The 24,755-nt window shown below is 77.3% G+C and carries 19 protein-coding genes and 1 pseudogene; 12 read left to right on the forward strand and 8 right to left on the reverse strand.

The genetic code is table 11. The annotated features are described in order from the left end of the window. Positions 1–131: 131 nt before the first annotated feature. From GC089_RS09480 to ppk2, 5 genes are all read left to right on the forward strand, one after another. Positions 132–2,360 (forward strand): YcaO-like family protein, encoded by a 2,229-nt coding sequence (locus GC089_RS09480; RefSeq protein WP_155377479.1) that lies wholly within the window; start codon positions 132–134, stop codon positions 2,358–2,360. Further along, complete coding sequence (locus tag GC089_RS09485; RefSeq protein WP_155377480.1) at positions 2,353–3,672, forward strand: YcaO-like family protein; 1,320 nt, start codon at positions 2,353–2,355, stop codon at positions 3,670–3,672. The genes GC089_RS09480 and GC089_RS09485 overlap by 8 nt, the downstream gene beginning before the upstream one ends. Before the next feature lie 215 nt (positions 3,673–3,887). Then, positions 3,888–4,298, forward strand: coding sequence for a DUF6176 family protein (locus GC089_RS09490; RefSeq protein WP_155377481.1), 411 nt, complete (start codon positions 3,888–3,890; stop codon positions 4,296–4,298). Between the two features lie 122 nt (positions 4,299–4,420). After that, on the forward strand, positions 4,421–4,990 hold the full coding sequence (locus GC089_RS09495; RefSeq protein WP_155377482.1) for a GNAT family N-acetyltransferase: 570 nt from the start codon (positions 4,421–4,423) through the stop codon (positions 4,988–4,990). A gap of 98 nt (positions 4,991–5,088) precedes the next feature. Then, on the forward strand, positions 5,089–5,997 hold the full coding sequence (ppk2, locus tag GC089_RS09500) for a polyphosphate kinase 2 (RefSeq protein ID WP_155377483.1): 909 nt from the start codon (positions 5,089–5,091) through the stop codon (positions 5,995–5,997). A gap of 79 nt (positions 5,998–6,076) precedes the next feature. Here ppk2 and GC089_RS20055 read toward each other — a convergent pair. The 5 genes and pseudogenes from GC089_RS20055 to GC089_RS09530 all read right to left on the reverse strand — a co-directional run bounded on the left by GC089_RS20055 (position 6,077) and on the right by GC089_RS09530 (position 11,867). Then, positions 6,077–7,591, reverse strand: a pseudogene (locus GC089_RS20055) (MFS transporter). Further along, positions 7,537–7,923, reverse strand: coding sequence for a GNAT family N-acetyltransferase (locus tag GC089_RS09515; RefSeq protein WP_230684710.1), 387 nt, complete (start codon positions 7,921–7,923; stop codon positions 7,537–7,539). Before GC089_RS09515 ends, GC089_RS20055 begins: the two are co-directional and overlap by 55 nt. Before the next feature lie 289 nt (positions 7,924–8,212). Continuing rightward, entirely contained in the window at positions 8,213–10,762 is a 2,550-nt protein-coding gene (locus GC089_RS09520) for an FtsX-like permease family protein (protein ID WP_155377486.1), read from the reverse strand. Further along, entirely contained in the window at positions 10,759–11,544 is a 786-nt protein-coding gene (locus GC089_RS09525; protein WP_155377487.1) for an ABC transporter ATP-binding protein, read from the reverse strand. The genes GC089_RS09520 and GC089_RS09525 overlap by 4 nt, the downstream gene beginning before the upstream one ends. Positions 11,545–11,627: 83 nt before the next feature. Further along, positions 11,628–11,867, reverse strand: a complete 240-nt coding sequence (locus tag GC089_RS09530; protein WP_155377488.1) for a heavy-metal-associated domain-containing protein — start codon at positions 11,865–11,867, stop codon at positions 11,628–11,630. Positions 11,868–12,006: 139 nt separating this feature from the next. Here GC089_RS09530 and GC089_RS09535 point away from each other — a divergent pair, with 139 nt between their 5' ends. Beyond that, the gene (locus GC089_RS09535) at positions 12,007–14,727 is read left to right on the forward strand and encodes a LuxR family transcriptional regulator (protein WP_196250673.1); all 2,721 of its coding nucleotides are present in this window, start codon (positions 12,007–12,009) and stop codon (positions 14,725–14,727) included. Here the strand turns inward: GC089_RS09535 and GC089_RS09540 are convergent. After that, a complete protein-coding gene (locus GC089_RS09540) occupies positions 14,724–15,764 on the reverse strand; it encodes a glycosyltransferase (protein ID WP_196250674.1) in 1,041 nt (346 codons plus the stop codon). The genes GC089_RS09535 and GC089_RS09540 overlap by 4 nt on opposite strands. 332 nt (positions 15,765–16,096) lie before the next feature. On the opposite strand from GC089_RS09540, the gene GC089_RS09545 reads away from it, so the two are divergent. From GC089_RS09545 to GC089_RS09560, 4 genes are all read left to right on the forward strand, one after another. Beyond that, positions 16,097–17,011 carry a glycosyltransferase family 2 protein gene (locus GC089_RS09545; RefSeq protein WP_196250675.1) on the forward strand — a complete coding sequence of 305 codons (915 nt, stop codon included), beginning with the start codon at positions 16,097–16,099 and terminating at the stop codon, positions 17,009–17,011. 172 nt (positions 17,012–17,183) lie between these two features. Continuing rightward, entirely contained in the window at positions 17,184–19,535 is a 2,352-nt protein-coding gene (locus GC089_RS19740; RefSeq protein ID WP_155377492.1) for a hypothetical protein, read from the forward strand. A gap of 37 nt (positions 19,536–19,572) precedes the next feature. Next, positions 19,573–20,328, forward strand: a complete 756-nt coding sequence (locus GC089_RS09555) for a hypothetical protein (RefSeq protein ID WP_155377493.1) — start codon at positions 19,573–19,575, stop codon at positions 20,326–20,328. Next, complete coding sequence (locus GC089_RS09560; protein WP_155377494.1) at positions 20,325–21,263, forward strand: RimK family alpha-L-glutamate ligase; 939 nt, start codon at positions 20,325–20,327, stop codon at positions 21,261–21,263. Before GC089_RS09555 ends, GC089_RS09560 begins: the two co-directional genes overlap by 4 nt. A 25-nt stretch (positions 21,264–21,288) precedes the next feature. Here the strand turns inward: GC089_RS09560 and GC089_RS09565 are convergent, their stop codons facing one another. Both GC089_RS09565 and GC089_RS09570 read right to left on the reverse strand, forming a co-directional pair. Next, positions 21,289–21,516 carry a hypothetical protein gene (locus GC089_RS09565; RefSeq protein WP_155377495.1) on the reverse strand — a complete coding sequence of 76 codons (228 nt, stop codon included), beginning with the start codon at positions 21,514–21,516 and terminating at the stop codon, positions 21,289–21,291. Positions 21,517–21,588: 72 nt separating this feature from the next. Beyond that, positions 21,589–22,404, reverse strand: a complete 816-nt coding sequence (locus GC089_RS09570; protein WP_155377496.1) for a universal stress protein — start codon at positions 22,402–22,404, stop codon at positions 21,589–21,591. A 224-nt stretch (positions 22,405–22,628) separates the two neighbouring features. Between GC089_RS09570 and GC089_RS09575 the strand changes: the two genes are divergently transcribed. Next, a complete protein-coding gene (locus tag GC089_RS09575) occupies positions 22,629–23,384 on the forward strand; it encodes a hypothetical protein (RefSeq protein ID WP_230684711.1) in 756 nt (251 codons plus the stop codon). After that, positions 23,381–24,742, forward strand: a complete 1,362-nt coding sequence (locus GC089_RS09580) for an APC family permease (RefSeq protein ID WP_155377497.1) — start codon at positions 23,381–23,383, stop codon at positions 24,740–24,742. The genes GC089_RS09575 and GC089_RS09580 overlap by 4 nt, the downstream gene beginning before the upstream one ends. Positions 24,743–24,755 lie beyond the last annotated feature (13 nt).

Consider the following 24,755-nt stretch of genomic DNA (forward strand, 5'->3'; position numbering starts at 1 on the left):
GCACGAGGCCGGACCCGCGTCGGCGCGGTGCGCAGCGACGACGCTACGCCCGCGCCGGGCCCCGCTCACGCCGACCGCCCGCCCGCCGCGCTGCCGGCCGCCGCCGTCGCGCCCACCCGCGAGGGACTCCCATGACGACCACCCCCGTCGACGCCCCCACCCCGGGCACCGCGCCCGCGGCACCGCCACGGCCCGCCCGCGTCGAGGTGCGCCCGCTCGACCCGAGCTCGTGCGTCGTGACGACCCCGGACGACACGCACCACGTGGTCGGCCTGCCCGCCGCGACGGTCCAGCTGCTCGTGGCGTCGTGGGACGCGGGCGTCGACGGGCTCGTCGACGCGACGCTCGCCGTCGCCGCGCGCCCGCTGCGGGCGCTCCTCGCCGACCGCGGGGCCTGGGACGCGTCCGCACCACCGTCCGCACCGCCTCCCTCGCGCTCCCGGCCCACCCTCGACGCCCTGCTGACCGGCGACGCCGACCTCGTCGCGGCGCTGGTCGACCGCGCCGGGCCGGACGTCGCGCTCGACGTGCTGCCGTGGGACCCGCGCGCCGTGGTCAACCGCGCGTACGCGACCCGGCGGCTGCTCGTCGTCGCGGTCCGGGGCGCGCGGGACGGCGACCTCGCCGACGTCGACCGGACGTGCCACGACATGCGCGTGCCGTGGCTGCCGGTCGAGCTGACGCGGGGGCGCGCGTGGGTCGGTCCGCTGGTCACGCCCGGTGTCGGCGCGTCGTTCGAGGACGCCGTCGCGCGCCGCACCGCCGCGTCCCGCGACCACCGCGTGCACCGCACCGTCCGCACGCCCGCCCCGGGCGGGGACGCCGGACCGCCGCCGGACCTGGTGCCCGACGTCCTCGACGCCGTGCTCGACGTCGTCGCCGACGCGTCCGCCCGCGCGCACGACGGCGTCGCCGCGCCCGGCGACGTGCTGCACGAGGTGACCCGCGGGGACGGCGGGGTCGTGCACGTGCGTCACCCGGTGCTGCCGCTGCCGCACCGCAGCACCGTGCACCGCCCGCACCCGGTCGACGACCTCGTCGACCCGCGCACGGGTCTCGTGCTGCGCGTGCGGGACGTGCGCCACCACCCGTCGGTGCCGGCCGCGCTCGTCACCCGGCAGTGCGACGTCGGCGACGTCCGCGCCGTCTCGCCGTGGGCCAACAACGTCCTCTGCCAGGGCAGCGCCTTCGACGACCCCGACGGCGCGTCGGCGGCCGCGGTCGGCGAGTCGGTCGAGCGGTACTGCGGCAACGTCCTCGACACGCTCCCGGTGACGCAGGCGTCCTGGGACGAGCTGCGGCGCCGCGGTGTGCCCGCGCTCGACCCCGACGAGCTCGTCCTCTACTCCGAGGCGCAGTACGGCGCGCCGGGCTTCCCGTTCGTGCCGCTGACGCGCGACCTGCCGGTGCACTGGGTCCCCGGCCGCTCGCTCACGCGGGGCCGCGAGGTGCTCGTCCCGGCGTCGCTCGTCTACGTCAACTGGTACTCCGCGGGGTACGCGTCGGCGCCGCCGACGAACTTCTGCGCGTTCGCCGGCATCGCCGCGGGCCCCGACGAGGACTTCGCCGTCGCGAGCGCGCTGGAGGAGGTGGTGGAGCGGCACGCGACGATGGTGTGGTGGCTCAACGGCCACCCCCTGCCGGCCGTCGTGCCGGACCCGGCGCTCGCCGCCGTCGTCACGGGCCGGACGTCGCTGCTGCACCTCGACAACGAGTTCGGCGTGCCGGTCGCCGCCGCGGTCGTGCACGACGACGTGGAGGCGCTCGTCAACGTCGGGTTCTCGGCCCGTCCCGACTTCCGCGACGCCGCGCTCAAGGCGTGGACCGAGGCGTTCACGCTGCAGGAGGGGTCGCGCGACCTGCTGCGCCGCGACGGCCTGCACTGGCAGGTGATGGCCGACGGGGAGCTCAACGGCCGGGCCTTCAAGCCGTGGCGGGCCGACCGCCGGTACCTCGACGACTTCCGCCCGGACATGCGCGACTGCGACGACCTCATGGTGCAGCAGCAGGTGTACCTCGACCCGCGCGCGGCACGACGGGTGGAGCACCTGCTCGCCCCGCCCGCGACGCGCGCCCTCGACGAGGTGCCGCACCTGCCCGACAGGTCCGCGGCGACCTACCGCGCGGCGGTCGAGCGGCAGGGGCTCGAGGTGGTGGTGGTGGACCTGACGACGCCCGACGTGGCGTCGACCGGGATGCGCGTCGTGCGGGTGCTCGTGCCCGGGACGGTGGGCAACGCGCCCGCCGCGTTCCCCTTCCTCGGCCGGCGACGGGTCCAGGACCTCGCGGTCGAGCTCGGCTGGCGCGAGGAGCCGCTCGCCGAGCACGAGCTGCTGACCTTCCCGATGCCGCATGCCTGACGCGGCGCTCCTCGACGCCCTCACCGCCGTGCGGCTGCGCCACGGCCCCGGCCTGCCACCCGGGTTCCACCACCACCAGGTGCGCATGCCACCGGCCCCCGGGGTGGACGCGCACGCCGTCGCGGTGCAGCTGACCGACGGCCGCCCCGACCCGGACGTGCTCGTCGACGCCGTCGTGCGGCACTGGGCCGGCGAGGACCACGGCCAGCTCGACGTCGTGGACGCCACGGCGGCGCAGCTGCGTGCCCGCGGCGTGCCGCTGCTCGACCTGTCCGACCTGCGCCTGGTCGACCCGGACGTGCTCGCCCGGCCCGGCTGCCCGCTGGTGCGCGTCGACGACCGGACGCGCACCGCGTGGGTGGCGGCGACGCGGCACCGGGCGGACGGCACCGTGACCGCCGGGCGCGTCCCGTACTCCCAGGCGGTCGTCCGCTGGCTCGACGCCCGCCCCGACCTGCCGGTCGCGCACACGATGAACATGACGGGCCTGGGTGCGGGCCGCGGCGACGCGGCGGCGCTGGAGGCAGCCTGCCGCGACGTGGCCGCGCAGGACGCCGCCTGGACCTGGTGGTCGGACACCGCGGCACCGACGCCCGAGGCGGTGCCGGTCGTGCAGGGCGTGGCGACGGCGTGGGGGGCGAGCCCGCTGTCCCTCGACCTGCGGCGCCTGCCGTCGCCCCTCGGCGTCCCGGTGGTGCTGGCCGTGGTCGACGACGGCGACGTGGCGACGGTCGCCGTCGCGGCCGGGCCGGACCACGAGGCGCAGCCCCGTGCCGCCGCACGGGCGCTGTGGCAGCTCGTCGTGGCGCGCGACCTCGCCGATGCCGGCGGGTCGCTCGTCCGGTCCGGCGTGCCGGGGCTCGCGCCGTACCGCCGGGACCGCGACTACCTCGACGCGGCCGGCCCGGGCTTCCGGGGGCTGGTGGACCCGCTGGCGCACGTGCAGCTCACGCTCGACCCTGCGGTCCGCACGCGCCTGCACGCGCGGCTCGGACCCGGGTCTGCCCGACGCCGCGCGCAGCGCGCCGGCGCGTCCACGCGTGCGGACGCGCCCCGCGACCCCCGCGCCACAGCGGGGTGGTCCGGTGCGACGGCGGCCGTCCGGGCCGCCGGGCGCGACGTCTGGGTGGTCGACCTCACGACGCCGGAGGTCGCCGCGACCGGCTGGCGCTGCGTGCGGGTCCTCGTGCCGGGGACGTCTCGCCTGCCCGTCGGCGCGTTCCCCCCGGACCCCGCCGTGGCGCACGCGGCCGCGCGCGACCTCGGCCGCCGCCCGGGGCCTGCCGAGGTGCTCCCCTGGCCCGGCTGGTGACGGGCGGGGTCCCTCGGGACGGCGCGCGCCGTGGCCCGGCCCTGCCGCCGCCGCACGTCCTCGCGGAGCACGTGCACCCGTTCCCGCCGACGACCCGCTCCCCCGACCTCGAGGAGGAACCCGCATGACCGTCACCGACCCCGCAGGTCGAGCACACCGTCGAGCACCCCGCCGGTAGCGGGTGCCGTCTGCGGAGGGCAGCGGTGGACGAGGGCATGACGGACGTCGTCGGACTCCCGCCGGGCGTGCGGGTGGCCCTCTCCCGTGCACGGGTGCGCGCCGGGGCGTCGGCCGAGGCGGACCGCTGGATGACGATGCTGCGCGAGCGGCACGAGGAGTGCCTCGACACGCTCGAGCGGGAGCGGATGGCCGTCGAGGCCGTCTTCCGCACGCGTGAGCCCGACGGCACCGAGCACCTGTGGTGGTTCACGCTGCAGGGCGAGGACGGCGCCGGACCCGACGCGAGCCCGCACCCCGTCGACCGCGACCACGTCGCGCACGCGCGCAGGACCACGGAGCCGGGACGGCTCGTCGCCGAACCGCAGGTCGTGCTGCTGCCGGCCCCCGTCGCGCGTGCCGTGCGCGCGTGGGCGACCGGTGGTGACGACGGGCCGTCGGGCTCCTGAGCGGACGTCCCCGCTGGCGGAGCGCAGAACAGGCACGCGGCGACGCACGAGCCCACGACGACCACGGTGAAGCGCCCGCCGGCGTCGGACCTCCCGTCTACGGTCGCGACACGGCGACGCAGGTGCTGCCGGCGAGGGGTCGCTTCGACGACCTCGCCGCCGTGCTCGGACGGCGACGGGGAGGACCCGGCGGCTGCTGGTGCACCGCGTACCGCGACGCCCGCGTCCCCGACGGGGAGCGTCCCGCGTACGTGCGCGCCCTGTGCGACGAGGACCCGGGGCCCGGCGGCCTCGCCTACCTCGACGGCGAGGTCGCGGGCTGGTGCTCGGTCGCGCCGCGCAGCACCTACCGGCGCCTCGTGCGCTCCCGGACCATCCCGGCCCTCGACGAGCGGGACCCGTGGAGCCTCGTGTGCGTCGTCGTGCTGCCCGCGTTCCGGCGGCGCGGCCTGGTGCACGTGCTCCTCGACGGTGCGGTCGAGCACGCCCGGACGCACGGGGTTGACGTCGTGGAGGGCTACCCCGCCGAGACGGCGGGGACCCGCATGGACACGGTGTCGGCGTACGTCGGGACGGTGGAGCTCGTCGAGGCCGCGGGCTTCCACCGCGCCGCCCGGACGAGCGCGCACAGCGGTGGGCGCGAGCGGTGGCTCGTGCGCCGTGAGCTCACGGGGCCGGTCCGCCCCGGCTGAGCGCGCAGGGCGTCGTTCGGCTCGCTGAGGGCGGCGACCCTCCGCAGACTCGTGGGACCGGGTCTCCGCTCTGCCCGGCGACGACCGAGGAGGACGGCATGACCGTCGTCGACCCGCCCACGGACCTGCGCGAGTACATCGAGTTCCTGCGCGACAGCGGCTACACCGTCACGGACAGCCACACGCCCGACCCGAACCTGATCGACCCCGAGGGCAACCCGGTGTACACGTGGCGCGAGGGCTACCCGTACGACGAGCTCCTGGACCGCGACGCGTACGAGGTCGAGAAGTACCGGCTGCAGGTCGAGCTGCTCAAGCTCCAGTACTGGCTGGAGGACACCGACCGGCGCGCTGTCGTCCTGTTCGAGGGCCGCGACGCCGCGGGCAAGGGCGGGACGATCCGCCGGTTCACCGAGCACCTCAACCCGCGCACCGCGCGCGTGGTCGCCCTGTCGAAGCCGAGCGACCGCGAGCGCGGCCAGTGGTACTTCCAGCGGTACGTGCAGCACCTGCCGACGGCGGGCGAGATCGTGATGTTCGACCGCTCCTGGTACAACCGCGCCGGCGTCGAGCGCGTCATGGGCTTCTGCAGCGAGGAGGAGTACCAGACGTTCATGACGCAGGCGCCGGCGTTCGAGCGGATGCTCGTGGAGTCCGGCATCCACCTCACGAAGCTGTGGTTCTCCGTCTCCCGGACGGAGCAGCGCACGCGGTTCGCGATCCGCCAGCTGGACCCCGTCCGCCGCTGGAAGCTCTCCCCCATGGACCTCGCCTCGCTGGACCGCTGGGAGGACTACACGGCGGCGAAGGAGGAGATGTTCCGGCGCACGGACAAGAGGTACGCGCCGTGGACGATCATCCGCTCCAACGACAAGAAGCGGGCCCGCCTCAACGCGATGCGCTTCTTCCTGGGCCAGTTCGACTACGACGACAAGGACGCGGCCGTCGTCGGGCGACCCGACCCGCTCCTGGTGACGCGGGGGAAGAAGGAGTCCGCCGACGAGTGACGGCGCGGCGTCCCGCCGTCCGCGCCCGGTCAGGAGGCGTCACCGCCCGGGGACCACCGGACCTCGCGACGTGCTCCTGTCACCCGCGGTGACCCGCTGCCCCGCGTCCCGCGTGCTCGTCCCGGTGCGCCACCGGACGCAGCAGCAGCGTGGACGCCAGGAGCGCGGTCGTCGCGGCCGTGGCGGCAGCGGCGAGGAACGCGGCCGTGAACCCGGGCCCGGGAGCCCCCGCACCGCCCGACGACGCCGTGGCGACCGCCGCGAACGCGGCGACGCCCAGGGCCGCCCCGGCCTGCGTGCCGGTGCTCACCAGGCCGGAGGCCAGGCCCGCGCGGTGCGCGGGCACGGCGTCCGCGACGACCATCGTCGTCGGCGTGAAGCTCAGCGCCACACCGGTGGCGACGAGGAGCAGGCCGGGCAGGACGTCGACGGCGTAGGACGCCGGGGCCGACGCGCCGGCGAGGACGACCTGCCCGGCCGCGAGGACGACCAGCCCCGCGACCATGGTCCGGACGGGCCCCGCCCGACGCAGGACCCGCGGCAGCACGACCACCGAGACGACGAACCCGGTCAGCGACGTGGGCACCATGGCGAGGCCGGCTGCGGCGGGCGCGAGCAGCAGCCCCTGCTGCAGGTGCAGGGCCACGAGCACGAAGGTCGACGCACGCGCCGCGCCGCCGAGCACGGCCAGCGCGGTCCCGGTCGCGACCGTCCGCGACGCGAGCACGTCGAGCGGGACGAGCGGGTCGCTCGCGGCGCGCTCCACGACGACGAAGGCCGCGAGGAGCGCGAGCGCCACGGCGGCCCCGGCGACGGTCCGCGCGGCGAGCCAGCCGTGCGTCGGCACGCCGAGCGCGGTGTGGACGAGCGCGAGGACGGCGCCCGTGACCGTGGCCGCCCCGACCGCGTCGAACCTCCGCCCGCCCACGCCCCTCGTGGCGTCGAGCAGGCGCGGGGCGAGCAGCAGCGCGGCGGCGGAGACGGGCACCGTGACGAGGAAGACGGCGGACCAGCCGAGGGACCCGGTGACGAGCCCGCCGAGGAGCACCCCGCCCGCCCCGCCCAGGGTGGACGCCCCGCCCCACGCGCTCATGGCCCGCGCCCTGCCGGCGCCCGGGAACATGACGAGCAGGAGCGACATCGCGGCCGGGCTCAGGGCGGCCGCCCCCGCACCCTACACGGCCCGCGCGGCCACCAGGACCGCGGCGTCGGTGGCCGTCGCGGCGGCGAGCGTGCCCACCAGGAAGACCGCGGAGCCGACCACGAACAGCCGCCGCCGCCCCACCACGTCCGCGGCGCGTCCGCCGAGCAGCAGCAGGCCGCCGAACGCGAGGACGTAGGCGTTGACGACCCAGGCGGCGCCTCCGGGGCCGAGGCCCAGGTCCCGCTGGATCGACGGCAGCGCGACGTTGACGACGGACGTGTCGAGCATGACGACGAGCTGCGCCGACACGAGCAGCGCGAGCGCGCCCCGCCGGCGGGGCGCCGTGCCGGCGCGTGGCTCGACGAGCGCGGCGGCCGCCGAGGACGTCGCCCCGCTCACCGTCCGGTCTCCGCCCCGGCGATCGCGCGACGGTAGACCGCCGGCTCCCACCGGGCGACGACCGTGTCGCGCAGCGTCGCGCCGAGGCGCCGGTAGAACCGCTGCGCGCCGTGGTTGCCCGGCGCGACGCCCCACGTCACCGTGAGGCCCTCGGCGTCGGCGACGCGTGCGGCCGCGACCAGCAGGCGGCGCCCGAGGCCCTGGTCGCGCGCGCCGGGGCGCACGTACACGTCGTCCACGGCCAGCACGTCGGTGCCGCTCCACAGGTGGAGGCGGCGGACGGCGGAGGTGTACCCGAGCGCGTGCCCGTCGCGCTCGGCGAGCAGGACGACGACGTCGTCGCGGCGGAGCAGGCGCCCCCAGTCCTCCGGGGTCGCGCGCACGTGCTCGAGGTCCCCCTCGTGGGCGGCGATCTCGAGGACGAGGGCGTGGACGGTGGCGGCGTCCGCCGGCGTCCCGCGCCGGACGGTCGGGACGGCGGCGTCCGCGCGGGGGCGGGGTGGGCGGCCGGGTGGGTGGCGGGGTGGGCGGCCGGGTGGGTGGGTGTCGAGGTCATGGTCGTCTCCAGCGGTGGTGAGGGTGGCAGGGGCACGGCCCGACCGTCCCGCGGGCGCACGCCGCGTCGCACCGGTGGAACCACCGGGATCCACGCCGGGCGCCCGCGGGCGGCGGTCAGTCGGCGGCGAGGGCCGTGAGCACGTCGGTGCGCGCGGCGCGGCGTGCCGGCGCGAGGCCCGCCACGAGACCGACGCCGACCGCCGCGAGGACGACGACCGCGAGCGGCCCGGCCGGCAGCGCGACGGCCAGGGGCGTGTCCCGCCCCAGCACCGCGGAGACGGTGACGGACGCGGAGCCGATCCCCAGCGCGAGCCCGAGCACGGCCGCGAGCCCCGCGACGAGGACCGCCTCGGCACGGACCATCCGGCCCACCTGGGCGGTGGTCGTGCCGACGGCCCGCAGCAGCCCGATCTCCCGGACCCGCTCGGCGACCGACAGCGCGAGGGTGCTGGTGACGCCCAGCAGCGCGATGACCACGACGAGCCCGAGCAGGACGTGCACCAGGCCCAGGACCTGCTCGACGCTCGCACCGCGCGCGTGCGCCGCGGCGGCCTGGTCGCGCACCGCCGCCGTGGGGTGGTCCCGCAGGGCCGCTCCCACGGCCGTCCGCGCCTGGGCGGCGGTGACGCCGTCGGCGGCGCGCACCAGGACGCTCGCGTCCACGTCCTCGGTGAAGTGCTGCGCGTACGTGTCGAGCGAGACGAACCAGGCCGTCGAGAGCGCCTGGGCGTCGAGGGAGTCGACGACGCCGACCACCACGAAGTCCTGGGGTCCGCCGTGCGACAGGGTCAGGACGACGACGTCGCCCACCCGCAGCCCGCGCTCGGCCGCGACCGACTCGGCGACCACGACTCCCCCGTCGGCGAGCGCCGCGAGCGACCCGTCGACCAGGTCGAGGTCCGCGACCGCCGGGAGCGTGCGCGGGTCGACCGCGGCGACCGCGGTCGTCGCGGCGCCGTCCACCACGTGCCCGTACCGCACGCGCGAGGCGACCGCGACCTCCGGCACGGACCGCAGCCGCTCCACCACCGCGGGCGAGAGCCCGCCCAGCATCTCGCCGCGCGCGCTCTCGACCACGAGGTCCGCGGTGATCGTCTCGCGGTAGGCGCCCGACAGACCGTCCCGCAGCGACGCGGCCGCGACGGTCGTGAAGGCGACGAGGGCGAGCCCGAGGGCCAGGGCGATCGCCGTCGAGGTCGTGCGGCGCGGTGCACGCGCGGCGGACTCGCGGGCGAGCCGCCCGGGGACGCCGGCCCACGCCAGGGGCGCCCCGAGAACCCGGGTCAGCGCGGGCGCCACGCGGGCGGCGTTCAGGACGACGCCCACGACCGTCGCGACCACGGCCGGCGCGAGGAGCACGACCGGCGCACCGGCGGCCACCGCGAGGACGCCCGCGGTCCCCGCGACGAGCGGGACGAGCCGCGCGGCCGTGCGCCGGCGCCCGTGCCCCGGCGGCGCGACGACGTCGACGGCCGCGCGCAGCGCCTCGACGGGCGCCACGCGTGCCGCCCGGCGGGCCGTGCCGGCCGCGGCGAGGGCGGTGGCGCCGAGGCCGACGAGCACCGACAGCAGGACCGCCGACGGGGTCAGCACCAGGCGTCCCTCCGGCAGGTCGTTGCCGGCGGCCCGCGCCAGCACGCGCAGCCCGTCGGCGACGAGCAGCCCGAGCAGCGTGCCCGCGGCGGAGCCGACCGCACCGACGACGAGCGCCTCGGCGAGGACCAGGCGCGTGACCTGGCCCGCGGTCGCCCCGGCGGCGCGCAGGAGCGCGAGCTCGCGCCTGCGCTGGCCCACGACGACGGTGAACGTGGTGGCGACGAGGACGGTGCCGACGAGCAGGGCGGCCGCCGCCATGGCCGTCAGGACGAGGCGCAGGGGGCCGAGCTGCTCGGCGGCCGCCGCGGCCGAGGCGGCGGCGCCGTCCTGCGCGGAGGCGACCGCGTAGTCGTCACCGAGCCGCGCGCGCAGGTCGGCGACCACGTCGGCGACCCGCGTCCCCGCCCGGGCGCGGACCTGCAGCTCGGTCAGGCCGTCCCCGAGGCCGAGCATGCGCTGGGCGTCCGCGAGCGGCACGAGCGCGACCGTGGCCCCCGGCACGCCGTCGTCGCCGGCGAAGCCGACGAGGCCGACCACGCGCAGGGTCGTGCGCCCGTCCGTGAGGACGTCGACCGTGTCCCCCACCGCGAGACCCGCCGCGCGTGCGGTGGCCGCGTCGACCGCGACCTCGCCGGTGCTCACCGGTGCACGTCCCTCGCGCAGCCCGAACGCGCCGAACGGCGCGGGCGCGTAGGACGACAGCACGGACGCGCCCGTGGGCACGACGGCGCTGCCGTCGACCTCGAGCAGACCGGACCCCTCGGCGACGGGCTGGACCTCCTCGACGCCGGGTGCGGCCCGGACCTCGTCGACGAGCGCGGCGGGCAGCGGCTCGCGGTCGACCTCGACGCCCATCGCCGAGTCGAACGCCGCGGCGCCGCGCACGGTGACGTCCACACCGGCCGCCGCGGTCCGGAACTGCGCGTCGAGCAGGCGCTCGGAGGTGCCGGTGAGCGCGAGGCTGCCGGCCACGACGGCGACCGCCAGCGCGACCGCCAGGACGGTGAGGGCGAGGCGTCCGGCGTGCACCCGGACGCTGCGCAGGGCCAGGTGCCCCACGGCGGTCACGCCTCCGCCCGCCGCGCCTCGAGCCCGGCCACGGCGGCCAGGACGGTGGCGACGGCCGGGTCGACGAGGTCGCCGGCGACACGGCCGTCGGCGAGCAGCACGACCCGGTCGGCGAACGCGGCCGCCGACGCGTCGTGGGTGACCATGACGACGGTCTGCCCCAGCTCCCGCGTGGCGCGCTGCAGGAACGTCAGCAGCGCGTGGCCGTGCCGGGAGTCGAGGTTGCCCGTCGGCTCGTCGGCCAGGACCAGGTCGGGGCGGGTGACGAGCGCGCGTGCGACGGCCACGCGCTGCTGCTGGCCCCCGGAGAGCTCGTGCGGGCGGTGCGTCAGCCGGTCCTGCAGCCCGAGCGTCCCCACCAGCTCCTCGAGCCACGCCGCGTCGGCGCGTCGGCCGGCCAGGCGCAGCGGCAGGGTGATGTTCTCCAGCGCCGTGAGCGACGGCACGAGGTTGAAGCTCTGGAAGACGAACCCGACCCGTTCGCGGCGCAGCAGGGTCCGCTGCCGCTCGCCGAGGGTCGTGAGCTCGACGTCGCCGAGCCGCACGGAGCCCGCGTCGACCCGGTCGAGGCCCGCCAGCGCGTGCATGAGGGTGGACTTGCCGGAGCCGGACGGGCCCATGACGGCGGTGAGCCGGCCGGCGGCGACGTCCAGGTCCACGCCGTCGAGGGCGCGGACGGCGGTCGGCCCGGTGCCGTAGGTCCGGACCACGCCGCGCACGACGGCAGCAGGGCGGTCCGTGCGCGGCGGCGGGGACGGACGGGTGAGGGCGGGTGCGGACATGGTCGGTGCCTCCTGGTACGGGGTCGGGACCGGCGGGGCCGGTCGGTGGTGCACGGCGGGAGCGGGTGGTGACGCCTCGTCGGTCACCGCAGCGGGACGGCGGCGTGCCCGGTGCGCGCCACGGCCGCGTCGAGGTCGGCGCGGTCCACGGGCTCGTCGGCGACGACCGTGAGGGTGCGCGCCGCGTGGTCGACGGTCACCGAGCGGATGCCGGCGACCTGGCGGACGGACGCCTGCACGGCGTCGAGGCAGTGGCCGCAGACGACGTCGGCGACGCGCACGGTGGCGGTGCCGACGAACGTGCGGGGGGTGGCGGGCAGCACGGCGGTCTCCTCGGTGGTCCGGTCAGGCGACGTCGTCGAGCCTCGCCGTGCGGCTGCCGGGTCCGCGCCGGTGAAACCACCGGGATCGCCGTGCGACCGCACCCGTCGAGCGCGGCGGTCCGCGTTAGGCTCCCGGCCCGTGATCGCGGGACGGGACGCCGAGCGGGCGGCGCTGCGCGCCGTGCTCGACGCCGCCCGGGCCGGGCACGGCGGCGCCGCTCTCGTGCGCGGCGAGCCGGGGGCCGGCAAGTCCGCCCTGCTCGCGGACGCCGTCGCCGCGGCCGACGGCATGCGCGTCCTGCGGGTGCGGGGCGTGGAGTCCGAGGCGCCGCTGGCCTTCGCGGCGCTGCACCGTCTCCTGCGTCCCCTGCGCGACGGGGTCGAGGCGCTGCCGGCCCGGCAGGCGCGCGCGCTGCGCGCCGCGCTCGGCGAGAGCGACGAGGACGGTGCCGCACCGGCCGACCGCTTCCTCGTCTACCTCGCCGTGCTCACCCTGCTGTCGGACGCGGCCGCGGCACGGCCGACGCTCGTCGCGGTGGACGACGCCCACTGGCTCGACGACGCGTCGCGCGAGGCCGTGCTGTTCGTCGGCCGGCGCGTCGAGGGCGAGCACCTGGCGGTGCTCCTCGCGGCGCGCGACGGGACGCTGACCGAGCCGGACCTGCCGCTCGTCGTGGCGGGCGGCCTGGACCGCGACGCCGCGGCGGCCCTGCTCGCGGCGGCGACGGGCGCCGACGTGCCGGGCACGGTCGTCGAGCGGCTGCACGCGCGCACGGGCGGGAACGCCCTCGCCCTCGTCGAGCTCGCGGCCGCGCTCGACCGCGACGTGCTGACCGGACTGCGTCCGCTGCCGTCCGAGCTGCCGCTCACCGGCGGCGTCGAGAGCGCGTTCCTCGGCCGGTACCGGGCGCTGGACGCGCACGCCCGCTGGGTCGTCCTGGTCGCGGCGGCGGACGACTCGGGCGACGCGGAGGTCGTGCGCGACGCGGCCCGGCTCCTGGGGGCGGACGACGCCGCCGTGGACGCAGCCCGCCGGTCCGGCCTGGTGACGGTGGCGGGGGCGCACGTCGACGTGCGGCACCCGCTGGTCCGCTCCGCCGTGTACGCCGACGCCACCGCGGCCGAGCGCCGGCGCACGCACGCGGCGCTCGCCGAGGTGCTGCACCGGCCCCAGGACGCCGACCGGCGTGCCTGGCACCGCGCGGCGGCCGCGGAACGGCCGGACGAGGACGTGGTCGGCGCGCTCGAGGCAGCGGCCGTGCGGTCCGCGGCGGCGGGCGGCCATGAGGCGGCGTCCGCGACGTGGGAGCGGGCGGCCGAGCTGTCCGCCGCCCCCGACGCGCGCGCCCGACGCCTGCACCGCGCCGCGGCGGCGGCGTGGACCGCGGGACGCCCGGACCGCGCGGGCGTGCTCGCCGACGCGGCGCTGCTCACGGGCGACGACCCGCTCGTGCGGGCGGACGCCGCCCTGCTGCGTGCGCGGGTGGAGTGGAACACCGGGTCGGTGCAGGTCGCGCACCGCCGCCTGGTGGAGTCGGCGCGTGCGGTCGCGCCGCACGACGCCGACCGTGCCCGGGTGGCGGCGATGTTCGCGGCGTCGCTCGAGGCCACCTCCCACGTGGAGCCCGACCCGGAGGTCCTGCGGTTCGCGAGCGGGCCCACCACCGCGGACGGCCGCTGCGTCGCCGAGGTCCTGCGTGCGTTCGTCGCGCTCGCCGGTCAGGACTGGGGCACGGCCGTGCCGGCCGTGCGGCGCGCCGCGGAGCTGGCGGCCACGGCGCGGCTCGACCTCGAGGGGCTCCTGCCCAACCTCGCGCTCGTCGCGCTGCACGTGGGTCAGGACGACGTCGCCCTGCGCCTGCACGAGCGGCTGCTCGCCGAGGCCCGGGACGTGGGGGCGCTGCCGCTGGTGGTCTACGCGCTGACGCGCCGTGGCGCGGTCGACGTCGTGACCGGGCGCTGGGACCAGCTGGCCGCGGGCGCGCAGGAGGCGCTGCACCTGGCGACGGCCACGGGACGCCCCGCACTGACCGCGATGCCGCAGGCGTGGCTCGCGCTCGTGGCCGCCCTGCGGGGCGACGAGGACGCGGCGGATCGCCTCGCCGCGCTCGAGCACGCGGTCGCGGCCGGGCCGATGGGCACCACGGAGGCGTCCGTGCGCGGCCAGCTCGGGTGGGTCCGTGCCGTCCTCGCCGACTCCCCCGCGGCGGCGCTGCACCACTGGGCGCAGATGGGCCACGGCTTCGCCGAGCGCCTCGTCGTCGTGGACCGCGTGGAGGCGGCCGTGCACGCCGGACGCCCCGACCTCGCACGCCGGTGGGTGACGGACGTGGCGCAGTTCGCGCAGGGCACGGACGCCGCCTGGGCGGTGGCGGCCGCCGAGCACGGACGCGCCCTGCTCGCACCCCCCGACGAGGCGGAGGAGCACTTCCGGCGCGCCCTCGACGCGCACGCCTCGTCGACGCGCCGGGTGGACGAGGCCCGCACCCGGCTCGCGTACGGCGAGTGGCTGCGCCGTGCCCGCCGCCGCGTCGACGCGCGCCCGCACCTGCGTGCGGCGCTGCACACGTTCGACGACCTCGGTGCGCGGCGGTGGGCGCAGCGGGCCGCGCAGGAGCTGCGCGCGTCGGGCGAGCAGCTGCGCCGCCGCGACACGGCGGCGGCACCGACGGCAGCGCTGACGCCCGCCGAGCGGCAGGTCGCGGCGCTCACCGCCCGTGGCCTGCCCACCCGCCAGGTCGCGGCACAGCTGTTCGTCAGCCCGCGCACCGTGGACTTCCACCTGCGCAACGTGTTCGCCAAGCTCGGCGTCACGTCCCGGGCGGAGCTCGCCCACGTGCTGCCCGACCTGGCGCCCTAGGCCCGCCGCCCGCCGCCCGGCCCTGCTCCCCCGCCGGCGCCGCGGTCACCGTCACCACCGCCGTGGCCCGCCCGGTCGTCGGGCGCGCTCCGGCGGGCCAGGAGCAGGCCGGCGACCGTCCCGCGGACCGCCGCCAGGGCCGCGCGCGGCGACCGGACGGCGACCCGGCGGCCGGAGCGCAGCACCACCTCGAGCGCGTACGCACCGCTGCGCAGCGCCCAGCGCCGCCGGTCGGCGGGTGCGAGGTGCAGCGCGGCGAAGAGCATGCGGTTGCGGCAGTTCCAGTAGCAGTACAGCGGCGACTTCCCCACGCCACCCTCCGTGCCGCCCACCTCGTGCACGACCCGCACGTCGTCCCGCACGACCAGCCGCGCACCCCTGCCGACGGCGCGCCAGGACAGGTCGACGTCCTCCCAGTACATGAAGTACCGCTCGTCGAACCCGCCGAGCGCGGTGTACGTGTCGACGTGCAGCGCGAGGCACGCGCCGGACAGCCACGGGCGCAGCGTCGCGGCGTCGCCGGGACGAGGTCGGCGCGTGCGACCGGCCGGGACGTCCACGACGGCACCGACGAACGACTCGCGCCCCGTCGGCAGCACGACGACGGGGCTGACGACGTCCCCCGGGTGACGACGCACGTGCTCCAGCAGGGTGCGGGCGTCCTCGGACGTGACCGCCGCGTCGGGGTTGAGCAGGAGCACGACGTCGCAGCCGGCCGCGCGCGCGGCCGCCACCCCCCGGTTGCACCCGGCGCCGAAGCCGTCGTTCGCCGACGGCACGAGGAGCCAGCCGCGCGCCGCGCACAGCGCCGTGGCGGCACGGCGCTCGGCGTCACCCGAGTCGTTGTCGACGACGACCACGTGGGCGCCGGCGGCCGTCAGGGTCGCGGGCAGGCCGGCGTCGAGCAGGTGCGAGGACCCGTAGCTGACGACGACCACCGCCAGGCCGTGCAGAGGCGCGGCGTCTGTGGGCGGCGCCGCCGGCCACCCGGGCGTGACGAGCCGCGCCCGGTCGGCCGGTCGATCCGCTCCCGCCACGGCCCCACCCCGATCGCACCGCCCCGTGGTCGGCGGCCCGCGTCCGTCGTGCGCGCGGGCCGGCCGCCTGCAACCTACGGCGGCCGGGGCCGGACGCGGCGCGTCGGACCGGGTGAAAAGCCGCATACCACCCGGGCGCGAAACCCTTCATCCGACCGTGCGGCCCCTAGTGTGAACCGCCCGGGACGCTGGGGGGCACCCGCCACGAGCGGGCGAGGAGCGGCATGCGGATCGCGACGACGGGGAGGCGCGCGGCGCCGACGCGGCGCCGCGCCCCCGGTCCGGTCCGGGTGCGACCCGGCCCGGGTGCCGCGGGCCCGCCCTGCCGGTCCGTGGTCGCGGTCGTCACGTACCGCAGGCCGCGGCAGCTGGCCGTGCTGCTCGACGCCGTCCTGCCGCAGGTCGGCGACGTGCAGCCGCCGGCTCGCGTCCTCGTCGTCGACAACGACCCGCAGGGCGGGGCGCGGGCCGTGACGGACGCCCGCGCGGGCCTCGGCATCGACTACGTGCACGAGCCACGGCCCGGCCTGGCAGCCGTCCGCAACCGGGCGCTGGACGCGGCCCGTGGCACGGGTGCCCGCGTCGTGGTGTTCGTGGACGACGACGAGGTGCCGCAGCCCGGATGGCTCGCCGCACTCGTCGCGATGTGGGAGCGCACCGGTGCCGACGCCGTCGCAGGACCGAGTCGCAAGGTGCTGCCGCAGCCGGTGGACCGGTGGGTGCAGGCGTCGGGGTTCTTCCTGCCCCGTCCGGGCCGCACGCACGGGGCGCCGGTCCCCGCGGCCGCCTCCCACAACCTCCTGCTCGACCTCGACCGGCTGCGTGACCGCGGCCTGCGCTTCGACGAGCGCTTCGGGCTGACCGGCGGAGAGGACACCATGCTGACCCTCGCGCTGACGGCCGCCGGCGGCACGATCCTGTGGTGCGAGGACGCGCTCGTGCTCGACCCCGTGCCCCGGCACCGGGCGCAGCGCGGCTGGGTCCTCGCGCGCGAGCACCGGACGGGCTGCACGTGGAGCACCGTGCACCTGTCGCTCGCGCGCGGGCTGCGGGAGGGTGTGAGCGCGCGGGCCGGGCTCACCGCCCTCGGGGCCGCGCTCGTCGCCCGGGGGAGCCTCCTCGCGCTCGTGGGGAGGGTGGGCGGGTCCGACGTGCGCAGCGCGCGTGGTGACCGCGAGGTCGCGCGCGGGACGGGCGTCGTGCGTGGTGCGTGGGGCGGCGAGGTCGAGGAGTACGCGCGCCGGTGAGCAGGGCCGTCCCGGCGCCGGCGCACGGGTGCCCGACCCCGCCCGTCCGACCCGCCCCGGCCGCGGTTTTTCCACCTTGACCCCCTGCGGGGGCGAGAGGAACTTGTGAAGGGCCCGGAGCAACGAACGAGGCACCGTCGACGCCGATGGGGGGCCGGTCCCGATGGTCACGTTGTCAGCCGCACGCAGCGCGAAGCAGCACGTCGCCGCGGAGTTCATGGACAGACCCGGGGTGACCGCGGTCGACGTCGGACCGAAGGTGGTGGGCGGGTCGCGGACCGACGTGCTGGCGGTGCGCGTCTTCGTCGCCGAGAAGCGCGACGTGCCGGAGGCCGAGGCGGTGCCGCCCGAGGTCGACGGCGTGCCGACCGACGTCATCCAGATGTCCTTCACCCCCATGGCTGTCGAGCGGTTCCGCCGGGTCGAGGTCGGCACCCGGATCGACGCCGCCCGGTACCCGACGCTGCGGGGCGGGATGAGCATCGGCCCCTGCCGCAGCATCCACCTGGAGCCCCCGGACGCGCCCGAGCCCGGGGACTACGTGTTCGTCGGGACGCTCGGCGCGGTCGTCACGGACGACGAGACCGGCGACCACATGCTCCTGACGAACTTTCACGTCGCCGCCGTCACGGACACGTGGAGCGTCGGCGACACGATCGCGCAGCCGAGCCTGGTGGACGGCGGCTCGTGCCCGGCGGACGTCGTCGGGACGCTCGAGCGCGCCGTGCTGGCCGGCACGACGGCGGGTGGCCCCGGTGTCGACGGTGCGGTCGTGCGCGTCACGGACCGCGAGACGAGGTGCGAGATCGTCGACGTCGGGCGGGTGCGCGGCACGGCCACCGCCTCCCTCGGCGCCGCGGTCCGCAAGCGCGGCCGGACGACCGAGCTCACCCACGGCACCGTCGACTCGATCGACCTGACGGTGCGCGTCCCGTACGGCGACGGCCTGGGCGACGTCGTCCTCGAGGACCAGATCGGCATCGACGTGGACGCCGCCCGGAGCGCTGCCTTCGGCCTCGGCGGCGACTCCGGGTCGGTCGTCGTCGACGCCGAGGACCGGGTGGTCGGCCTGTACTTCGCCGGCAACAACGAGCAGCGGGACGCCGCCGGGAACGTCGTGCTGGCCGAGGGAGTCTTCGGGATCGCCAACCCGATCGCCGCCGCCGAGGCCGCGCTCGGCGTGCACGTGTGCGCCTCGTCGAAGCCGTTCAAGGAGGTCAAGGAGGGCGGCAAGGACCTCAAGGACCTCAAGGAGGGCGGCAAGGACTTCAAGGAACCCAAGGAGATCAAGGAGCCCAAGGAGGTCAAGGAGGGCGGCAAGGACCTCAAGGACCTCAAGGAGGGCGGCAAGGACTTCAAGGAACCGAAGGAGATCAAGGAGCTCAAGGAAGGCGGCAAGGACCTCAAGGAACCCAAGGAGATCAAGGAGCTCAAGGAAGGCGGCAAGGACCTCAAGGAACCCAAGGAGATCAAGGAGCTCAAGGAAGGCGGCAAGGACCTCAAGGAACCCAAGGAGATCAAGGAGCTCAAGGAAGGCGGCAAGGACCTCAAGGAACCCAAGGAGATCAAGGAGCTCAAGGAAGGCGGCAAGGACCTCAAGGAACCCAAGGAGATCAAGGAGCTCAAGGAAGGCGGCAAGGACCTCAAGGAACCCAAGGAGATCAAGGAGCTCAAGGAAGGCGGCAAGGACCTCAAGGAACCCAAGGAGATCTTCGAGGGCCCGAAGCCGGAGGAGGTCCGGCCGTGGCCCGTCGCCCGCGGGGCGGCGGGACCGCAGGGCTGGGGGACGCAGTGCCTGGACCTCGGCGCGCTCGCACCGACCCCGCTGCCCAACCCCTGGCACGTCGCCGGCGTCGACCTCGTCGCCGAGGACCCGTCCGGCACCGCGTGGCCGAGCTCGCGCATCGTGTCGTGGGGCGGCCTGACCGGCTGGGAGGTGGGGTACCGGGCGGTCGTCACGCTGCCGTCCGCGGCGCGCGAGGTCACCCTCGACCTCGTCCACTTCGCCGAGGCGGCGTCGGTGCAGGGGTACGACGCCGCGGGGTGGTTGGTCGACTCGGCGCGGATGAGCGGCCCGCAGGGCGTCGTGGAGACCCTGACGCTGCGGGCATCCGGGCGACGGCCGGTCGCGGTGGTGATGATCGAGGCGCCCAACGACGAGACGCTCCTGACGCGGGTGTGCTGGGGCAGGCGCACGGCCACGGGCAAGCCGGAGCTCGAGAAGCCGAAGCGCGAGAAGGAGAAGGCGGAGAAGCTCGAGCTCGAGAAGGGCGAGCGCGAGAGCTACCAGGGCCCACCCCCCGCTGCCGGCGGACCGATCGGCGTCGAGGAGCGGCTGGCCCGGCTGGAGTCGGTGGTGGAGCACTTCATCGGGCGCGACCTGCGGCCGGACCTGAGCGCCGGGGCGCTGCGCCACGAGGAGGACCTGCCCCAGGACGACCTCGCGGCCGACCTGAGCCGACGCGCGGCCCGCGCGAAGCAGACCAAGGACACGAAGGACACCGAGAAGCCGGCGGAGCGGTGACGGTCGGCGGCGGGCGCGGACGGCAGGTGCGTCGCTGATGTGGCTCGTCCTGTGCACGCCGGAGGACGACAGCGCGCTGTGGCTCTACCGGCGCCTGCGGGCCCTGGAGCGCACGCCCGTGCGCCTCGTCGACCAGGCGAGCCTGTCGATGCCGCTCGCCGTCGAGCACCGGGTGGGGCGGGACGCGCCGTCGACGCGGTTGACGCTCGCGGACGGCGGGGAGCTCGACGCCGCGGGGGTCGGCGGTGTCGTGAACCGGCTGACGGGGCTGACCCCGCACCACCTCGCGCTGGCCGCTCCCGAGGACCAGGAGTACGCCCTCGCGGAGCTCTACGCGTTCGCGCTCAGCTGGTTGCACGCCCTCCCCTGCCCGGTCGTGAACCCCGCCACGCCGCTGGGCCTCGGCGGCCCGGCCGCGCCGCCGTCGCGGTGGGTCCTGCAGGCGCAGCGGTGCGGGCTGCGCACCCGCCCCTACCGCGTGGACGACACCGACCCGGCGGCGGCCCGGTTCCCCGATCCCGGCGGGACCGGCCTGCGCCGGCGCGGCGACGTCGACGTCCTCGTGGTGGGCGACCGCGTCGTGCCCGGGCACCTCCCGACGGAGCTCCATGCCGCCTGCGTCCGGCTCGCACGGTGCGCGGGCGTCCCGCTGCTCGGGCTCACCTTCCGGCGCGACGCGGACGGCTGGTGCCTGCACGACGTGCAGGTGCGTCCGGACCTGCGGGTGGGCGGCGACGCCGGCGTGGCGGCCCTCGCCGACCTGTTCCCGGCGACGACAGGAGGTGCGCCGTGATCCTGCTGGCCGGCATCCCGAGCGAGACACCGCTCTCGCTCGTGGTGGACGAGCTGGACCGGGTGGGTGCGGCGTACACGACGTTCCACCAGCGCCACGTGGCCGGTGCGTCGGTGGACCTGCGCGTGGAGGAGGGCCGCGTCCGCGGTCGGCTCGAGCTCGGCGGCGTGAGCCACCCCCTGGAGTCCTTCACCGCCGCGTACCTGCGGCTCATGGACGACCGGATGCTGCCCGAGCTGGCGGACGAGCCCGAGGGGTCCCCGGCACGCACGCACGCGCGGGCGGTGCACGAGGTGCTGGTCCGGTGGTCCGACGTGGCCCCGTGCCGCGTCGTCAACCGGTACTCCGCGATGGCGTCGAACGGCTCGAAGCCCTACCAGGTCCAGCTGATCCGCCGGCACGGCCTGGACGTGCCGGAGACGCTCGTCACCAACGTCCCGCAGCTCGTGCGCGAGTTCCGCCGCCGCCACGGCCGCATCGTCTACAAGTCGATGAGCGGGGTGCGCTCGGTGGTGCGGGTCTTCGACGACGAGGACGACGCCCGGCTCGACCGGATCCGGTGGTGCCCGACGCAGTTCCAGGCCTTCGTCCCGGGCGAGGACGTGCGCGTCCACGTCGTCGGCACGCGCGTGCTGGCCACGGCCATCCGCTCGGACGGGGTCGACTACCGGTACGCGGGGCGTGACGGGCACGACGGGAGCGAGGCGCAGCTGCGGCCGGTCGAGCTCGAGCCCGCGCTCGCGCGGCGGTGCGTCGACCTCGCGCGGGCCCTGGGGCTGCCCTTCGCCGGCATCGACCTGAAGGTCACGCCCGACGGGGACGTGGTCTGCTTCGAGGTCAACCCGAGCCCCGCCTACAGCTACTACGAGCTGTCGACCGGGCAGCCCATCGCGGCCGAGCTGGTGCGGTACCTGCGGGGGCTCCAGGAGGCGTGAGCCGCGTCGCGCGGGTGGCCGCGGCTCACGTCGGGCGGAACGACCCGCTCCGGTAGCGCACCCGCACGCCGTCGAGCTCGCGGGGGCCGTCCACCGCCCGCCCCGGCGCCAGCACGACGACGATCACGGGCCCGTCCTGGTCGCGCGAGACGCCGACGCCCTGCGCTCCCCCGGCGATGATGCGCGCCCGGTGCGTGCGCAGGACGGCACGGGCGCGCTCGAGCCCCGGGTCGGGGTCCGGCTCACGCCCCATCGTGACCTCCCGTGCCGTGTGCCGGCCACGCTACGCCGCGGGGCGGCCGGTGCGCCGGCGGGCCCGCGGCGGTCAGCGGGTCACCGTGACCGGGCACGGCGCGTGCGCGACGAGGTCGCGGCTGACCGAGCCGAGCAGGACGCGGTCGAGCCCGGTCAGGCCCCGGTGCCCCACGACCAGGCGCTCCGCCCGTGTCGCCGCGTCGAGCAGCGCCCGGCCCGGCGGGGCGTGCACGAGCGTGCGCACGAGCCGCCCCTCGGGCAGGGTCACCCCCGAGTGCGTGACCACCTCGTCCAGCAGGCGCGCGGCGTGCCGCTCGTAGTCGTCCAGGGGCGGGACGTACCCCCACTCCTTGCCGGGCAGCGGCGCGAGGGTCGTGATCTGCCAGGCGAGCACCGCCTCGAGCGCGACACCGCGGCGCGCCGCGACGTCCGCGCCGTGCCGCAGGGCGTCGCACGCGTGCCGTGAGCCGTCGACCCCGACCACGACCGGGCCCCCGGGCGCCGCACGGTCGTCCTCACCGTGCGGGACGACGGTGACGGGGACGCGGGCACGTTCGAGGACCGCGGTGGTGGTGCGTCCCGGGGCGCGCCGGCGCGCCCGCCGGCCGAGCACGAGCATGTGCGCGTCGAGCGCGGTCACCGCGTCGGCGACGTGCTCCGCGCTCGTCACCCGCACCGACGTGGCGACGTCGGCCCCGGCGCGCGCGCACGCCGCGGCGAGCCGGTCGGCGAGGTCGGCCCCCGCCGCCGCCTCGTCGGCCTCACGCCGCCCGTGGCGCACGTGCACGGCGGTGAGCGGGCGGCCGAGGTCACGGGCCTCCGCCGCCGCCCAGTCGAGCACCGTGTCGGCGGCGGACCCGCCGACCGCGACGACGATGGCGTCCATCTGCCCCTCCCTGTCCCGGTGCCGAGCGGCAGGACCAGTCTCGCGACGCCCGGGCCGGTGCGCCTGCGGAGCGCTCGCCGGCCGGCCGCGACGCCTGCCGTCGGGCCGCCACCGGCCGAGGTGCGGGGCGGGTCGACGCGCGGCGCACCGACGCGGCGGGGATGCTGGACGGGCACGCGCCGCGTCGCCCGGGCCCGCCCGGTCCGCCGTCCCGGAGAACCCGCATGCCCGTCCCCGAGGGCACCACGCCCGACGCGTCCGCTCCCTCCCGGCCCGACCTCGCGGCACCGGCCGCCGCCCGCGTCGCCGGCCGCGTCCTCGGTGCCGTCTTCGGCCCGCTCGCGGTGCTGCGCAGGGGACGGCCGCTGCACCCCCGCGGCACCGTGCTGCGGGGCACCCTGCGCCTCGGCGACGACCCGCACGCACCGGGCGCCGAGCTCGCGTACGCGGGTCCGGCGCTCGTGCGGGTGTCGCGGTCCGTCGGCCTGCCGTCCGGGCTGCCCGACGTGCACGGCGTCGCCGTGCGCTGGGAGGTGGACGGGCGCCTGCACGACCTGCTGCTGTCGGGGACCGGCAGCGGACGTCTCACGCGGTTCCTGCTCGCACCCCGCCTGCGCCCGTGGGGCGGCTTCCTGGGCTCGTTGATGCCGTTCCGCACGGCGGACGGGCCGGTCCTGCTCGGTGCGGTCCCCGGTCCCGGGGCACGCGGCGACGCCGACGACCCCGACCTGCGCGTCGACCTCCTGCTCCTGTCGGCGCGGGCCGGCGGCCCGTGGCAGCGCTGCGGCCGGCTCGTGGCCGAGGAGGTCGACCCGGACGCCGACGTGCGGTTCGAGCCGGTGCTGCACGTGCCGGGGCCCTACCGCACGTACGGCTGGGCGGCTGCGCTGCGGCTGCCCGCGTACGCGGCCGCGCGCCGCCGCTCGCCCCGGCGCCCGACGCGCGCGACGGGCACCGCGCGCCGATACTCGGGCGGGTGACCAGCACCGACACCGGCGCCGACGCGCCCACCCGCCTGCGGCGGTCCGTCACCGGACCGCTGCTCTTCCTCTTCATCCTCGGCGACGTCCTCGGCGCCGGGGTGTACGCGCTGGTCGGCGAGCTCTCCGCCGAGGCCGGCGGCATGGTGTGGCTGCCGCTGCTGGTGGCGCTCGGCATGGCGCTGCTGACGGCCGCGTCCTACGCCGAGCTCGTGACCAAGTACCCGCAGGCCGGGGGCTCCGCGGTGTACGCCCAGCGCGCCTTCCGCCGGCCGGTCGTCTCGTTCCTCGTCGGGTTCTCGATGCTGGCCGCGGGCGTCACGTCCGCCGCGGGCCTGTCGCTCGCGTTCGCGGGCGACTACCTCGGCGTGTTCCTCGACGTGCCGCCGATCCCGGCCGCGATCGTGTTCCTCGCGCTCGTCGCCGCCCTCAACGCGCGCGGCATCAAGGAGTCCATGCGCGCGAACCTCGTCATGACCGCGGTCGAGGTCAGCGGCCTGCTGCTCGTCGTGGTGCTCGGGGCGATGGTCCTGGGCCGCGGCGAGGGCGACCCGGCGCGCCTGCTCGAGCTGCCGGCGGACACCACCGCGGCAGCCGCGACCCTCGGTGGCGCCCTCATCGCGTTCTACTCGTTCGTCGGCTTCGAGACCTCGGCGAACGTCGCCGAGGAGGTGCGCGACGTGCGCCGCGTGTACCCGACGGCGCTGTTCGCCGCGCTCGTCACGGCCGGCGTGGTCTACCTGCTCGTCGGGCTCGTGGCGCCGGCCGTCGTCGCGCCCGAGGACCTGCAGGCCTCCAGCGGTCCCCTCCTCGAGGTGGTCCGCGCCGCGGGCGGCGTGCCGCTCGCGCTCTTCTCGGCCGTCGCGCTCATCGCGGTCGCGAACGGCGCCCTGCTCACGATGATCATGTCCAGCCGGCTCGCGTACGGCATGGCGGACGAGGGGCTGCTCCCCGCCGTCCTCGGCCGGGTGCTGCCGAACCGCCGCACCCCGGTCGTGGCGATCGTGGTCACGACGCTCGTCGCGATGGTGCTGACCGCGACGGGCTCGCTCGTCGACCTCGCGTCGACCGTGGTGCTGCTGCTCCTGCTCGTCTTCCTCAGCACGAACCTGGCGGTGCTCGTGCTGCGCCGCGACCGGGTCGACCACCCGCACTTCCGCGCGTGGACGCCGCTGCCCGTGCTCGCGATCGGCACCTGCCTCGGCCTGCTCACGCAGCAGGAGCCGCGGCACTGGCTGCTCGCGGGTGTCCTGCTCGCCGTCGGCGTCGTGCTGTACCTGCTGACCCGGCGCTCCTCCCGGCCCGCGGCGACGCACGCGGCGGGCTCGACGGACGCCGCCGACGAGCGGCGAGCCTGAGGGCGGGCCGGGC

This window comes from Cellulomonas sp. JZ18 (genome assembly GCF_009720485.1).
In the GTDB taxonomy this organism is placed as follows: domain Bacteria; phylum Actinomycetota; class Actinomycetes; order Actinomycetales; family Cellulomonadaceae; genus Cellulomonas.

Excerpts from the sequence above, each read along its gene's own strand:
- GC089_RS09485 (WP_155377480.1), top strand. The coding sequence starts at position 2,353 with ATGCCTGACGCGGCGCTCCTCGACGCCCTCACCGCCGTGCGGCTGCGC.
- GC089_RS09565 (WP_155377495.1), bottom strand. The coding sequence starts at position 21,516 with ATGGGGCGTGAGCCGGACCCCGACCCGGGGCTCGAGCGCGCCCGTGCC.
- GC089_RS09490 (WP_155377481.1), top strand. The coding sequence starts at position 3,888 with ATGACGGACGTCGTCGGACTCCCGCCGGGCGTGCGGGTGGCCCTCTCC.
- GC089_RS09570 (WP_155377496.1), bottom strand. The coding sequence starts at position 22,404 with ATGGACGCCATCGTCGTCGCGGTCGGCGGGTCCGCCGCCGACACGGTG.
- GC089_RS09525 (WP_155377487.1), bottom strand. The coding sequence starts at position 11,544 with ATGTCCGCACCCGCCCTCACCCGTCCGTCCCCGCCGCCGCGCACGGAC.
- GC089_RS09480 (WP_155377479.1), top strand. The coding sequence starts at position 132 with ATGACGACCACCCCCGTCGACGCCCCCACCCCGGGCACCGCGCCCGCG.
- GC089_RS09555 (WP_155377493.1), top strand. The coding sequence starts at position 19,573 with ATGTGGCTCGTCCTGTGCACGCCGGAGGACGACAGCGCGCTGTGGCTC.
- GC089_RS09575 (WP_230684711.1), top strand. The coding sequence starts at position 22,629 with ATGCCCGTCCCCGAGGGCACCACGCCCGACGCGTCCGCTCCCTCCCGG.
- ppk2 (WP_155377483.1), top strand. The coding sequence starts at position 5,089 with ATGACCGTCGTCGACCCGCCCACGGACCTGCGCGAGTACATCGAGTTC.